Origin of the sequence: Rossellomorea orangium, assembly GCF_019334305.1 — a bacterium.
Classification (GTDB): domain Bacteria; phylum Bacillota; class Bacilli; order Bacillales; family Bacillaceae_B; genus Rossellomorea.
The window spans coordinates 285516-299848 of the sequence record NZ_JAHWGH010000018.1 but is presented as its reverse complement, the minus strand read 5'-3'; the positions used below and the strand labels follow the sequence as shown (position 1 = coordinate 299848).

The window sequence follows — 14333 nt, the reverse complement described above, 5'->3', positions numbered from 1 at the left end:
CCGATATATACGAGGAGGAAGAAACGTGACGAAAGTACATAGAACGATCAAAGAGGTAAAAGAATTGATCGGGACACTGTCTGATTCTGATCCGATTTTGGAGGAATTGAAACAGGATGATAGAAAAGGGGTTCAGAAACTTCTGATGCAGCTAGATCGGGAACGGATGAAGCAGGAAAAGGAGAAAGAAGAATTCGATATTCTCACACGGTACGAAACGGAGCTTCGCCAACAGGGCTTTACCCATATCGCAGGTATAGACGAGGTGGGGAGGGGACCGCTTGCAGGGCCGGTCGTCACGGCAGCCGTCATCCTGCCATCTAACTTCTATTTGGCGGGGTTGAATGATAGCAAGAAGCTCTCAGAGGCGAAAAGAGAAGAGTATTATGAATATATCCAAAAGCACGCCATATCAATTGGCATAGGTATGGTTCATGCTGAAGAGATTGATTCCATCAATATTTATCAAGCGACGAAAAAGGCGATGAATGAAGCAATCGTGGAGCTGCCGGTTGAGCCTGATTATTTATTGATTGATGCAATGAAAATTCAATCACCATATCCGAGTCAGTCAATCATTAAAGGAGACGCGAAAAGCATTTCCATTGCTGCAGCTTCGATTATCGCCAAAGTAACAAGGGACCGGATGATGAAGGAATATGCTCTGAAATATCCCGGCTATGCTTTCGAGAAAAATGCAGGCTATGGAACAAAAGACCATTTAATCGGATTGGAGCAATTAGGTGTCACACCTCTTCATCGAAAAAGCTTTGCACCAGTAAAAGAGATTCTTCACTCCGGTCATTAAGTGACAAAATGGAAATACAAAGCGTATTTCGTAGAGATGATCCGTTTGAAAACAGAATCTCGCTAAGCTCTGTCACCCAGCGCTTTTAAACAGCCAAATATAAAAGGATGAGTTCCAGTATTACGACTAAATCATGGGACAGGGGGATAGAAAGATGACCCACATTCATGGTCCTGCAGGCAGTCAGCCACTCCCCACTGCGGGCGGGAAACCATTTTCATTACAAGAAGGAAAGGTATTAAATATAAAAGTACATAAGCTATTGGGTAATGATTCTGCAGAAGTATCTGCTAATGGTCAGCGTTTTGTGGCAAAACTCGAAGCTCCTTTGAAAGAAGGAGAGCGGTACTGGGTGGAGGTGAAGCAAACGGAGAGTGGGATAAGCCTCAAGTTGATACCATCTCAAAATGAAGATGGGGAGAGTATTGCATCCAAACTCTTACATCATCTATCCATTTCGACCAAAGAGAAAGAAATGACTTCATTAGTGATGGAGCTTGTGAAGAATAAGATACCCATTCATAAAGAAATGCTTCTATTTGCAGAGAAGTATGTCAATGGCAAAGAGGCATCTCTTAACATCAAGATAATTGTTGAAATGGCAAAAAGGAATTTACCGTTTACAGACAGGATATTTTCTTCAATGAAATCCGGAGAAAAGGGTGATTTCATTTCCATGTTGGACACACTCTCTTCAAAGTTGAGGGAAACAGGGAGGGATGCAGGCACTCTTCATTTGCTTCAAAAGCTTCAGCAACCTATAAGGATGATCATATCCGAAAACCTTGTCATCAAAGCCTTGACTGGGTTAGCAGATTCTTCCCAAACCTTTTCAAACCGATTGGGCCATTTTGATTTATTGAAGACCCTTGGATTCTTTTCGAATGAAACATTCATGCATCAATGGAAGGAAGGGTTAACAGGGATGATTCTGGAAGGGAAAACTTCAGAAGGAAAGCGAGATGGAGAGCTTTTACAAGGCACTTCACCCCAAAATCGTTCAACTGAGAATCTTCGGAATGAACTGAATCAGATTTCAGCGAAGATTGGCAGCAGGCCGGAATCCCAAAAAGCAGCTGACTCCCTTGTTGAAAAATGGTTGAACACACTGACGGGAAACAAAGATGGTGCTTCCGAATCAGCGGCAAAACAGCTTGTCAAATTGGCGGGAAAGGAGAATCTGTTGGAGAAGAATCTGACCAGACTTGAAGAAATGTGGGGAGGGCGTGTCCCTTCGTCCAATCAGGAGAAGATCTTTCAACAGCTTCATCACCAAACGGTATTAGAACTCACTCAACAACTCAAGGGAGAAGAATTGGCTAAAGTATTGAAAAGGGTGATTGGTGATTTCGGGATCAACTATGAAGCTCAGTTTCATAAAGGATATGAGATCCAGGGTCAGACACTCAAGGAGCATCTCATTGGGCTAAGCCTGCATCACTCTGCACCAGACATCCGCCAATTAGCAGATGACATTGTTCTGAAAATGAACCATCAGGTGCTTCAATCCCAGGACCAATCTCCGTTTCTGACAATCGTGCAACAATTTCCACTGTATCTGTTTGGGCGAAACACGGATATCACATTACAGTGGACAGGAAAAGAAAAAGAGAAGGGGGTAATAGATGGGGACTACTGCCGTGTATTATTCTATTTGAACCTGGAGGGAATCAATGAAACATTGATCGATATGCAGGTTCAAAATCGTGTGATTTCCCTAACTATTTGGAATGACCACCCTGGGATCGAAGCTTTGTCACAATCATTCATTCCAGAGTTGAAGGAAGGACTGGATAAGCTTGACTATCAGTTTTCGACCCTAAAGGTGAAGGCCCCTGATAAACATGCAAATCTATCAGATAAAATCTTAAGTGATGAGTCTAATCGAACATTTTCCGGAGTTGATGTGAAAATATGAAAAGCCGGCACGAGCGGAGAGAAGCAATCGCATTAGGGTATAATCAGCATCATGGGTCTGCTCCAAAAGTCGTAGCAAAAGGAAAAGGCATGATTGCTGACAACATTCTTTCAAAAGCGGCTGAGCATGGTGTACCTGTACAAGAAGATAAGAGCCTTCTGTCCCTGCTCGGGAACCTGGATATCGGTGAATCGATCCCGGAGGAATTATACGGGGCAGTGGCAGAAGTCTTTGCATTCATCTATCGTTTGGACAGAGGTATATCCAAAAAGGAATAAATAATGGTTTTTCCCTGTATTTAATATATGAATTCAATAGTTCGAAATGTAAAATATATTTTTTGAGTATAATAATTTATGGGCGTTACCCTCAAGAAACATGGCGTGATGAGGACGAATACTATCAAAATATGTTCAGAATTTTTAAATTAATATAATATTTTTAGCATAATGGTAGACATATATACTGTCATTTTATACAATGAAAGCGCAGTCTATTTTTTGAAGAGTTTGATAGGAGGATGGAAAATGAATATCCATGAATATCAAGGTAAAGAAATCCTCAGAAATTACGGGGTGTCCGTACCAAATGGTAAAGTGGCTTTTACAGCTGAAGAAGCAGTAGAAGCGGCGAAGACGTTAGATTCCAGCGTGTATGTAGTTAAAGCCCAAATCCATGCAGGTGGTCGAGGTAAAGCTGGCGGAGTTAAAATCGCTAAAAGCCTTGACGAAGTGCGTACATATGCAGATGAGTTAATCGGTAAAACTTTAGTAACTCACCAAACTGGTCCTGAAGGTAAGGAAGTAAAGCGCTTACTTATCGAAGAAGGCTGTGATATCAAGAAAGAATATTATGTAGGTCTGGTACTCGATCGTGCGACTTCCCAGGTTGTCCTTATGGCTTCAGAAGAAGGCGGTACAGAAATCGAAGAAGTAGCAGAAGAAACACCTGAAAAAATCTTTAAAGAGTACATTGATCCAGTAGTTGGATTAACAGGTTTCCAAGCGAGACGCATTGCTTTCAATATCAATATTCCTCAAAAACTTGTTGGGAAAGCAGCAAAGTTCATGATGGGTCTTTATAATGTTTACATCCAAAAGGATGCTTCGATTGTTGAGATCAATCCATTAGTTGTAACGGGTGACGGAGACGTAATGGCACTAGATGCGAAGTTCAACTTCGATTCAAATGCATTATACCGTCAAAAAGATGTTATTGAATTACGCGATCTTGAAGAAGAAGATGCAAAAGAAATCGAAGCATCTAAATATGACCTGAGCTATATTTCCCTCGACGGTAATATCGGCTGTATGGTTAATGGTGCAGGTCTTGCCATGGCTACGATGGACATCGTGAAGCATTATGGCGGAGATCCCGCTAACTTCCTTGATGTTGGGGGCGGTGCCACAGCAGAAAAGGTAACGGAAGCATTCAAAATCATCCTTTCTGATGAAAACGTTAAAGGTATTTTCGTGAATATCTTCGGTGGAATCATGAAATGTGACGTGATTGCAACAGGTGTAGTAGAAGCAGCTAAGCAAATCGGGCTTCAAGTACCTCTTGTCGTACGTCTTGAAGGTACGAATGTCGATTTAGGAAAAGAAATCCTGAATCAATCAGGATTGAATATTATTGCAGCTGAATCCATGGCAGACGGCGCACAAAAAATCGTTGAGCAAGTAGGCTGAGAAAGGCGGGGGACTAATGAGCGTATTTATTAATAAAGATACCAAGGTTGTTGTACAAGGAATTACAGGATCAACAGCTCTTTTCCACACAAAGCAAATGCTTGAATACGGTACACAGATCGTGGCAGGTGTTACACCTGGAAAAGGCGGAACAGAGGTTGAAGGCGTACCTGTCTTCAATACTGTTGAAGAAGCAAAAAAAGCAACTGGCGTAAATGCTTCCGTCATTTATGTTCCTGCACCATTTGCAGCAGATGCAATCATGGAAGCGGTAGATGCCGAGCTTGATTTGGCTATTTGTATCACAGAGCATATCCCAGTACTGGATATGGTAAAGGTTAAACGTTATATGGAAGGTAAGAAAACACGCCTTGTCGGGCCGAACTGTCCCGGAGTCATCACTCCTGACGAGTGTAAAATCGGGATCATGCCTGGCTACATCCATACAAAAGGTCACGTTGGGGTTGTTTCCCGTTCTGGTACACTGACGTATGAAGCCGTACACCAACTTTCACAAGCTGGAATCGGACAGTCTACGGCAGTAGGTATCGGTGGAGATCCTGTAAATGGAACAGACTTTATCGATGTATTGAAAGCTTTCAATGAAGACGAAGATACGTATGCGGTCATCATGATTGGTGAAATCGGCGGTACAGCTGAAGAAGAAGCAGCTGAGTGGATCAAAGCCAATATGACCAAGCCTGTAGTAGGATTCATCGGTGGACGTACGGCACCTCCAGGGAAGCGTATGGGCCATGCCGGTGCGATTATTTCAGGAGGTAAAGGAACGGCTGATGAGAAAATCCGTGTGATGAATGAATGTGGAATCCAAGTGGCTCCGACACCATCAGATATGGGAGAAACATTGATCAAGGTACTGAAAGAAGAGGGTATCCTCGATAAATGTAAAACCCACTAATCCAGTTCTGAGACTGATAGCAATGCTATCAGTCTCAGTTTTATCTTTGATAAATATAAGTACAGGAGGTTGTAAATGAAAGATAATCGTCGAATGCTCTTTCATATTCATCATTGCAGGGGCATAGGTATAAAAGGAATCAAACGACTGATAGAAAGCTATCGTCATCTTCACTCTATATTTAATCTATCCCCAACCAAGCTCCAACAAATAACCACTGCAAGCTCTATGAATATAGAACTCTTCTATAAAGACCTTCATTCCTTTCCTTCCCATCGTTATATGAAACTCTATGAGGAAAATGATATAGAGTGGATCACCCTGTTCGATGATGATTATCCTGAATTATTGAAAAACGTATATGATCCACCCTTCCTGCTCTTTTTAAAAGGGGACAGGAGACTGCTTCAAGGCTCAACTAAATTGGCAGTGATCGGCTCGAGAAATGCCACCCTCTATACTGAAAAAATTCTTCATAATATGATTCCTCAATTGACCGAAAGAGAAGTGGTCATCGTAAGCGGACTCGCTAAGGGTGCAGATACGATCGCTCATAAAGAAGCGATAAGATCAGGGGGGGAAACGATTGGTGTACTGGGTGGAGGGTTCCAGCATATTTATCCAAGACAGAATGTTGACCTTGCCGGGTATATGATGAATCATCACTTGCTTATTTCAGAATATCCACCGTATACAAAACCCGAAAAATGGCATTTTCCATTTAGAAACCGGATCATCAGTGGTCTTAGTGACGCTGTCCTGGTTACAGAAGCCAGAAAAAAGAGCGGTACCTTCATAACGGCAGATTATGCATTGAATGAAGGAAGGGAAGTGCTCTGTATACCCGGCTCGATCTATGACCCTTTGGCAGAAGGGACAAACACACTCATTCAAGAAGGAGCAAAAATGGTCTTATCAATAGAAGATATTTTTTCGGAACTTCATGTTTAAACGGAAAAAATGAAGAAAAAATGGTAGATCAAGACCGTTTTTCACACGTGAAGAATTGAATAAATACAAGTTATTTATACAAAATGGTTGCAATTATGGTAAAACTGTTATACATTTTGCAACAGGTATCAAAACTGTATTTAAGAGAAAAAAATAGTTAAGTGCAATACTATTCTACACTGAAATCAATTTCATACCTATGTGAATATAAGTGTAAACGTTTCCGTTTGCTCTTGAACATTCCAAGGTACTATAAACAGTGATTATTTTCCTCTTTAAGGAGGCTTATTGGATGGCAGATTATTTAGTAATAGTGGAATCGCCGGCTAAGGCGAAAACAATTGAACGTTATTTAGGGAAAAAATATAAGGTAAGGGCTTCAATGGGTCACGTCATCGACTTGCCGAAGAGTCAGATGGGTGTGGACGTTGAAAACGAATTCGAACCGAAGTATATTACGATACGCGGCAAGGGACCTGTATTAAAAGAACTGAAAACGGCAGCGAAAAAAGTAAAGAAAATCTTTCTTGCGGCCGACCCCGACAGAGAAGGGGAAGCGATTGCGTGGCATCTTGCACACAGTCTGGATATGGACACATCTTCTGCATGCCGTGTGGTATTCAACGAAATCACAAAGGATGCAATCAAAGAATCTTTTAAACATCCCCGCGCAATCAACATGGACCTGGTCGATGCACAACAAGCCAGAAGGGTTCTGGATCGATTGGTAGGATACAATATTAGCCCGTTACTATGGAAAAAGGTCAAAAAGGGGCTCAGTGCCGGCAGGGTGCAATCCGTTGCCGTCCGCTTAATTATTGACAGAGAAAATGAAATCAAAGACTTCACCCCTGAAGAGTACTGGTCCATAGAAGCTGAATTCACGAAAGGGAACGATACGTTCCAAGCATCATTTTATGGAATTGACGGGAAGAAGGTTGAATTGAAGACCGAGGATGATGTAAAAGAAGTGCTCGGAAAAGTAAAAGGAAAATCCTTTGAAGTGAATAAAGTGACGAAGAAGGAAAGAAAAAGGAATCCGGCTCCTCCGTTTACCACTTCTTCCCTACAGCAGGAAGCAGCCAGGAAATTAAATTTCCGGGCTAAAAAGACGATGATGCTGGCTCAACAATTGTACGAAGGAATTGAGATGGGAAAACAAGGAACCGTTGGATTTATCACCTATATGAGAACGGACTCCACCCGTATTTCTGAAGTAGCTCAAAAAGAAGCAAATGAATACATCGTGAATAAATATGGTCAGGAATTTATGAAGCAGTCTGACCGCAAAGAGAAAAAACAGCAAAAAGCCCAGGATGCCCACGAAGCAGTTCGACCAACCAGCACTTTAAGGGATCCATCTTCGGTGAAAGAGTTTCTCTCAAGAGATCAGTACCGGCTCTATAAATTGATCTGGGAACGATTCGTTGCCAGTGAGATGGCTCCTGCCATCATGGACACCATGAGTGTAGATCTTGTGAACAATTCGGTCATGTTCAGGGCGACTGGTTCGAAAGTGAAGTTTCCAGGATTCATGAAGGTATATGTAGAAGGGTCTGACGATCAAAAAGAAGAAAAAGATAATTTTCTTCCGGCATTGGAAGAAAGTGATAAGGTGAAAAGTGAAAACATTGACCCGAATCAACATTTCACCCAGCCGCCACCAAGGTATACCGAAGCAAGATTGGTTAAGACCTTAGAGGAACTCGGTATCGGAAGACCTTCCACCTACGCGCCGACTCTCGATACGATTCAACGCAGGGGATATGTGACTCTTGATAATAAGCGTTTCATTCCAACCGAGCTTGGTGAAATCGTTCTGGAATTGATAAGGGAATTCTTCCCGGATATCATTGATGTCGAATTTACAGCAAACATGGAACGCAGTCTTGATGATATTGAAGACGGTAATGTCAAGTGGAAAAGGATCATCGATCGCTTTTATCAAGACTTTGAAAAGCACTTGGAAAGAGCGGAAAATGAGATGGAGAAAATCGAAATCCGCGATGAACCCGCCGGGGAAGATTGTGAGGAATGTGGGCATCCGATGGTGATCAAGATGGGTAGATACGGGAAATTCATGGCTTGCAGCAATTTTCCGGATTGTCGGAACACCAAGGCGATCGTCAAGGAGATCGGTGTAAAATGTCCTAAATGTGAAAAAGGAAACATCATTGAACGGAAAAGTAAGAAAAAACGTATTTTCTACGGATGCGATCAGTATCCTGAGTGTGATTTCTTATCCTGGGATAAACCGATTGAACGCAAATGTCCTAAATGTGCTGAGTTACTCGTAGAGAAGAAGCTTAAAAAAGGTAATCAAATTCAGTGTACGAACTGTGATTATAAGGAAGAACCTCAGAAATAAGATTGGTTTGTCATTCTTGGCGACGATTCTTAATCCGGGAGGACCTGTTGGAGAATTGCCATTAATCACTAAGAACTGCTGAATCAGCCAAAATTGTCGACAGAGTCAATAAAAACATTGATTGTTGAACAATGAACGAATACAATGTAACGAGGGACTGTCCCAACAGGTGATTTCTCTATTACCTAATGGGTCAGCCCTTTTGTGTTTTGTTTCAAAATTTGTCATAATCATCATACATTTTCAATATACATTTATCTTTCTTATCATTGTCCCTTCGTGTACAATGCAGATTGGATAAAGCTCGGACTGTAGGAGGTAGAATCATGTCAGTAAACGTCATCGGAGCAGGGCTAGCAGGTAGTGAAGCCGCTTGGCAGATCGCTAAAAGGGGAATTAAAGTCAATCTATTTGAAATGAGACCCATTGTTAAAACACCTGCCCACCATACAGATAAATTTGCAGAGCTTGTGTGCAGTAACTCACTAAGGGCAAATACTCTTACGAATGCAGTAGGAGTGTTAAAAGAAGAAATGAGACATTTGGATTCAGTCATCATGTCAGCAGCTGATGCCTGTTCCGTTCCGGCTGGAGGGGCATTGGCCGTAGACCGCCATGAATTTGCAGCGTTGGTTACAGATAAAGTGAAAAATCACCCGAATGTTACGGTGATGAATGAAGAAGTTACAACCATACCCGAGGGGATTACGATAATAGCTACCGGACCCCTTACAAGTGAAAGTCTGTCAAAGCAAATCAAGCAACTTACGGGGGAAGAACATTTATATTTCTATGATGCAGCTGCACCAATCATTGAGAAAGATTCCATTGATATGGATAAAGTCTACTTGAAATCCCGTTATGACAAAGGGGAGGCTGCTTATCTGAACTGTCCGATGACTGAAAGTGAGTTCAATACTTTCTATGAAGCCCTTATTGCTGCGGAGACGGTCCCGTTGAAGGAATTTGAGAAAGAAGTTTTCTTCGAAGGCTGCATGCCAATCGAGGTCATGGCTGAACGGGGAAGGAAGACAATGTTATTCGGACCGCTTAAACCGGTTGGATTAGAAGATCCTAAAACGGGAAAGCGCCCGTATGCTGTAGTACAATTAAGACAAGATGATGCCGCAGGGACACTCTATAATATTGTCGGTTTCCAGACCCATCTAAAGTGGGGGCCACAGAAAGAGGTGCTTCGTTTGATCCCTGGCCTCGAGAATGCGGATATTGTCCGTTACGGTGTCATGCACAGGAATACTTTCATCAATTCACCAAATGTTCTAAAGGATACCTATCAGCTGAAGAGTCATGAACACCTCTTTTTCGCAGGTCAAATGACAGGGGTTGAAGGGTATGTAGAATCAGCAGCAAGCGGTCTGATCGCAGGGATCAATGCGGCAAAACTTGCGAATGAAGAAAAACCACTTGTGTTTCCGTATGATACGGCCATCGGAAGTATGGCAAGATACATCACCACAGCGAATAAACATAACTTTCAACCGATGAATGCCAATTTTGGGCTTTTCCCTGATCTGCCAAAAAAGGTTAAAGGTAAAAAAGAGCGGAATGAGCAACACGCGAATAGGGCATTAGAAACAATTCAGAACTTTGTGAAAAAAGTGTAAAATTCATTGCAAGGGTAGCTCTGTTGTGTTACTATTTAGTAGCCCTTGTGAGGTGTTAAACATGGAAAAAAAATTAGATGAACAATTACAATCCTTTACTGAATATTTACAAATAGAAAAGCATTATTCTGTTCATACTTTTGAACAATATCGTCATGATATCGAAGAGTTCTACGTATTTATGAAAGAACAAGGTTTACGTTCATTAAAAGATGTCGAGTATTCAGATGCGAGGCTTTTTTTAACTAAGCTTCATGATCATGGATTAATGAGATCTTCCATTTCAAGGAAGGTTTCCAGCATAAGAAGTTTCTACCGTTATTTAAACCGGGAAAAGCAGCTGCTCGAGAACCCTTTTTCGTTTGTCAATCTGCCCAAAAAAGAACAGCGTTTGCCTAACTTCTTTTATGAGGAGGAAATTGAAGCCCTGCTTCAAGCATGCGCTGGGAACACACCAATGGACATACGCAACCGGGCTATATTTGAGCTACTCTATGCAACGGGAATCCGCGTAAGTGAGTGTACGAGTATACAGTTGGCTGACGTTGATTTCCGCTTATCTACCATCCTGGTGAAAGGTAAAGGGAATAAAGAGAGATATGTCCCATTTGGGAGCTTCGCACACGATGCCCTTGAACAATACATAACACATTCCAGGCCCAAGTTGATGAAGAATGAGACACACACACAACTGTTGGTCAATCATCGTGGAGGAGCGTTAACCCAAAGAGGTGTGCGTCTGATCTTAAATAAGATTATCGAGAATGCATCATTAACGGGGAAAATACATCCTCATATGCTGCGGCACACCTTTGCTACTCATTTATTGAATAATGGTGCCGATTTAAGGACGGTCCAGGAACTTCTTGGACACGCTCAGTTATCATCCACTCAGCTTTATACGCATGTAACTAAAGATCAGCTGAGAAAAACCTATTTAGCACATCATCCCCGTGCTTAGAAGAGTTGGAGGTCATGATATGGAACAATTCCATGCAACCACTATTTTTGCAGTGCAGCATAAAGGCAAATGTGCCATGTCAGGTGACGGACAGGTTACATTCGGCAATTCCGTTGTCATGAAGCACACGGCAAAAAAAGTGCGTAAATTATTCAACGGAAAAGTATTGGCCGGATTTGCGGGTTCTGTCGCCGATGCATTCACTTTGTCAGAAATGTTCGAAGGCAGGCTTCAAGAATTCAATGGAAATCTCCAGAGGGCCGCAGTCGAGCTTGCTAAAGAGTGGAGAAGCGATAAGGTGCTCAGAAAGCTTGAAGCTATGTTGATTGTAATGGATGAAAGTCACCTTCTGCTGATTTCCGGAACAGGTGAAGTTATTGAACCTGATGATGGGATTCTTGCCATCGGTTCAGGAGGTAATTATGCACTATCTGCCGGAAGGGCATTGAAACTTTATGCCGGTGACCACTTGTCTGCTAAAGAAATTGCCCGGTCTTCCCTTCAGATTGCTGCCGATATATGTGTTTACACGAATAACCAAATTATTGTTGAAGAACTGTAAAAGGTCGTTTTTCAACTTTGTAACGACATTCTCTAACACTATTAGGAGTAAGGAGTGTGCCACTTGATGAAGAGTACTGATCACTTAACCCCTCGGCAAATAGTCGAAAGATTGGATCAATATATTGTAGGTCAAAAGGATGCGAAGAGAGCCGTTGCTGTCGCTCTTAGAAACCGCTATAGACGTAGTCTTCTGTCAGACGTATTGAAAGACGAAGTGATTCCGAAGAACATTCTGATGATGGGACCGACTGGAGTCGGTAAAACAGAGATTGCAAGAAGAATTGCGAAGCTCGTTCGTGCCCCTTTTGTAAAAGTGGAGGCTACCAAGTTTACTGAAGTGGGCTACGTCGGGCGGGATGTCGAGTCGATGGTCAGGGATCTCGTTGAAACGTCCGTTCGCCTTGTAAAAGAGGAAAAAATGGTCGGCGTCCGTGAAAGAGCCGCTGAAAACGCGAATCGTCGCTTGGTTGAACTTGTTGTCCCATCCAAGAAGAAACCCTCTTCTTATAAGAACCCGTTTGAAATGATCTTTGGTGGTAATGCGACTCAAGGGTCAACATCTGAAGAAGAAGAAGAGAAACAAGAAGAGATTTCACTTCAAGAGCAAAGAAGAAGGATGGAAAAGAGACTTGAAAATGGTGAATTGGAAGAAGAATTCATCACGATAGAGGTCGAGGAGCAGCAAGCATCCATGTTTGATATGCTTCAAGGATCCGGGATGGAACAAATGGGTATGAATATGCAGGATGCACTAAGTAATTTCATGCCTAAGAAAAAGAAAAAGCGAAAATTAAAAGTAAAAGAAGCAAGGGTGCTACTGACGAATGAGGAGGCCCAAAAGCTAATTGACATGGATGAAGTGACCCAGGAGGCAGTCAGCCGTGCCGAGCAATCCGGGATTATCTTCATTGATGAAATTGATAAGATTGCAAGCAAGAGCTCAGGGCAATCTTCAGCGGATGTATCCAGAGAAGGTGTTCAGCGTGATATCCTTCCTGTGGTGGAGGGGTCGACCGTTGTAACTAAATATGGTTCGGTGAAGACAGATCATGTCCTTTTCATTGCTGCAGGTGCCTTTCATATGAGCAAACCTTCTGATCTTATCCCTGAATTACAAGGGCGTTTTCCAATCAGGGTTGAACTTCAGAAATTGTCTACAGATGACTTTGTAAGGATCCTGGTTGAACCGGATAATGCAATTATAAAACAATATATCGCATTAATGGAAACAGAAGGTATACAAATTGAATTTTCTGACGATGCTATTCGTAGACTCGCTGAAATTGCCTATGATGTTAATCAAAATACCGATAATATCGGGGCCAGAAGACTTCATACTATTTTGGAGAAACTTCTTGAAGACTTATCCTTTGAAGCACCTGAAATCACATTGGATACGGTAAAGATCACGCCGCAATATGTGGATGATAAATTAGGCGCAATTTCCAAAGATAAGGATTTAAGTCAGTTTATCCTATAAGTTTTCACTTTCCCTCTTATGGGTAAAGGTAGATGGATCAAGGATAATAACAAATTAAATAATAGATACACTTTAGTTGTAGTAGGAGGAAACGTAATGAATTTATTAGGTAAAACAAGAACGATCAATGCCATGTTGCAAAAAGCAGCTGGGAAACCGGTGAACTTCAAAGAAATGTCAGAAACGCTAAGTAAGGTTATTGAAGCGAATGTATTTGTTGTGAGTCGTCGCGGTAAGTTATTGGGTTATGCCATCAATCAACAAATTGAAAACGAGCGTATGAAACAAATGCTTGCAGACCGTCAATTTCCTGAGGAGTATACTCAAAACTTATTCAACGTACAGGAAACATCTCCTAACTTGGATGTAAACAGTGAATATACTGCTTTCCCTGTTGAAAATAGAGAATTTTTTAAAAACGGCCTAACGACGATCGTCCCGATTATCGGAGGGGGAGAAAGACTCGGTACGCTGATCCTTGCCCGTCTGGAAGCAAGCTTTGAAGATGACGATTTGATTCTGGGTGAATATGGTGCAACTGTTGTGGGAATGGAGATTCTTCGTGAGAAAGCCGAGGAAATCGAAGTGGAAGCAAGAAGCAAGGCAGTCGTACAAATGGCGATCAGTTCATTGTCGTACAGTGAACTTGAAGCCATCGAGCATATCTTTGAAGAACTAAATGGAAATGAAGGACTGCTTGTAGCATCGAAAATTGCCGACAGGGTCGGTATTACACGCTCTGTAATCGTTAATGCCCTACGTAAACTGGAGAGTGCGGGTGTCATTGAATCGCGTTCCCTTGGAATGAAAGGTACTTACATTAAAGTATTAAATAATAAATTCTTAGTTGAATTGGATAAATTACGTACAAACTAATATTCTAAAAGCTGTTTCCCTTTGGAAACAGCTTTTTTTTTTGAGGTATAAGGACAAGAAAAAGCAGCGACAGAGTGAACAACCTCTTATCAAATTAGCATATGTAGGCTGAAAGAATTGAAATGTCAGACTGTTTAGGGAAAATAAGTCGAATGAACTACTGGCAATCGTTCTT

The 14333-nt window shown here is 41.8% G+C and carries 12 protein-coding genes; all 12 read left to right on the top strand.

Annotation, left to right across the window (positions count from 1 at the left end; translation table 11 throughout):
• The first annotated feature begins 25 nt into the window (after positions 1-25).
• The 12 genes from KYJ26_RS18695 (at position 26) to codY (ending at position 14158) form a co-directional block, all read left to right on the top strand.
• The gene (locus KYJ26_RS18695) at positions 26-808 is read left to right on the top strand and encodes a ribonuclease HII (RefSeq protein ID WP_219168910.1); all 783 of its coding nucleotides are present in this window, start codon (positions 26-28) and stop codon (positions 806-808) included.
• A 154-nt stretch (positions 809-962) separates the two neighbouring features.
• Positions 963-2726: a hypothetical protein gene (locus KYJ26_RS18690; protein ID WP_219168908.1), complete on the top strand. Its 1764-nt coding sequence runs from the start codon at positions 963-965 to the stop codon at positions 2724-2726.
• The gene (locus tag KYJ26_RS18685) at positions 2723-3004 is read left to right on the top strand and encodes an EscU/YscU/HrcU family type III secretion system export apparatus switch protein (RefSeq protein ID WP_219168906.1); all 282 of its coding nucleotides are present in this window, start codon (positions 2723-2725) and stop codon (positions 3002-3004) included. The genes KYJ26_RS18690 and KYJ26_RS18685 overlap by 4 nt, the downstream gene beginning before the upstream one ends.
• A 249-nt stretch (positions 3005-3253) precedes the next feature.
• Positions 3254-4414 carry an ADP-forming succinate--CoA ligase subunit beta gene (gene sucC / locus KYJ26_RS18680; protein WP_219168904.1) on the top strand — a complete coding sequence of 387 codons (1161 nt, stop codon included), beginning with the start codon at positions 3254-3256 and terminating at the stop codon, positions 4412-4414.
• 16 nt (positions 4415-4430) lie between these two features.
• The gene (sucD, locus tag KYJ26_RS18675; protein WP_098351794.1) at positions 4431-5333 is read left to right on the top strand and encodes a succinate--CoA ligase subunit alpha; all 903 of its coding nucleotides are present in this window, start codon (positions 4431-4433) and stop codon (positions 5331-5333) included.
• Positions 5334-5408: 75 nt separating this feature from the next.
• Entirely contained in the window at positions 5409-6284 is an 876-nt protein-coding gene (gene dprA, locus KYJ26_RS18670) for a DNA-processing protein DprA (protein WP_219168902.1), read from the top strand.
• A 292-nt stretch (positions 6285-6576) separates the two neighbouring features.
• Entirely contained in the window at positions 6577-8652 is a 2076-nt protein-coding gene (gene topA, locus KYJ26_RS18665; RefSeq protein WP_219168900.1) for a type I DNA topoisomerase, read from the top strand.
• A gap of 326 nt (positions 8653-8978) precedes the next feature.
• Positions 8979-10277 carry an FADH(2)-oxidizing methylenetetrahydrofolate--tRNA-(uracil(54)-C(5))-methyltransferase TrmFO gene (trmFO, locus tag KYJ26_RS18660; protein ID WP_219168898.1) on the top strand — a complete coding sequence of 433 codons (1299 nt, stop codon included), beginning with the start codon at positions 8979-8981 and terminating at the stop codon, positions 10275-10277.
• Positions 10278-10338: 61 nt separating this feature from the next.
• Positions 10339-11238 carry a tyrosine recombinase XerC gene (gene xerC / locus KYJ26_RS18655; RefSeq protein WP_219168896.1) on the top strand — a complete coding sequence of 300 codons (900 nt, stop codon included), beginning with the start codon at positions 10339-10341 and terminating at the stop codon, positions 11236-11238.
• Between the two features lie 19 nt (positions 11239-11257).
• Positions 11258-11800 (top strand): ATP-dependent protease subunit HslV, encoded by a 543-nt coding sequence (gene hslV, locus KYJ26_RS18650; RefSeq protein WP_219168895.1) that lies wholly within the window; start codon positions 11258-11260, stop codon positions 11798-11800.
• 66 nt (positions 11801-11866) lie between these two features.
• Entirely contained in the window at positions 11867-13282 is a 1416-nt protein-coding gene (gene hslU, locus KYJ26_RS18645; protein ID WP_219169355.1) for an HslU--HslV peptidase ATPase subunit, read from the top strand.
• A gap of 96 nt (positions 13283-13378) precedes the next feature.
• A complete protein-coding gene (gene codY, locus KYJ26_RS18640) occupies positions 13379-14158 on the top strand; it encodes a GTP-sensing pleiotropic transcriptional regulator CodY (protein WP_149155501.1) in 780 nt (259 codons plus the stop codon).
• Positions 14159-14333: the final 175 nt, after the last annotated feature.

Excerpts from the sequence above, each read along its gene's own strand:
- dprA (WP_219168902.1), top strand. The coding sequence starts at position 5,409 with ATGAAAGATAATCGTCGAATGCTCTTTCATATTCATCATTGCAGGGGC.
- codY (WP_149155501.1), top strand. The coding sequence starts at position 13,379 with ATGAATTTATTAGGTAAAACAAGAACGATCAATGCCATGTTGCAAAAA.
- sucC (WP_219168904.1), top strand. The coding sequence starts at position 3,254 with ATGAATATCCATGAATATCAAGGTAAAGAAATCCTCAGAAATTACGGG.
- trmFO (WP_219168898.1), top strand. The coding sequence starts at position 8,979 with ATGTCAGTAAACGTCATCGGAGCAGGGCTAGCAGGTAGTGAAGCCGCT.
- KYJ26_RS18685 (WP_219168906.1), top strand. The coding sequence starts at position 2,723 with ATGAAAAGCCGGCACGAGCGGAGAGAAGCAATCGCATTAGGGTATAAT.
- xerC (WP_219168896.1), top strand. The coding sequence starts at position 10,339 with ATGGAAAAAAAATTAGATGAACAATTACAATCCTTTACTGAATATTTA.
- topA (WP_219168900.1), top strand. The coding sequence starts at position 6,577 with ATGGCAGATTATTTAGTAATAGTGGAATCGCCGGCTAAGGCGAAAACA.
- hslV (WP_219168895.1), top strand. The coding sequence starts at position 11,258 with ATGGAACAATTCCATGCAACCACTATTTTTGCAGTGCAGCATAAAGGC.
- KYJ26_RS18690 (WP_219168908.1), top strand. The coding sequence starts at position 963 with ATGACCCACATTCATGGTCCTGCAGGCAGTCAGCCACTCCCCACTGCG.
- sucD (WP_098351794.1), top strand. The coding sequence starts at position 4,431 with ATGAGCGTATTTATTAATAAAGATACCAAGGTTGTTGTACAAGGAATT.
- hslU (WP_219169355.1), top strand. The coding sequence starts at position 11,867 with ATGAAGAGTACTGATCACTTAACCCCTCGGCAAATAGTCGAAAGATTG.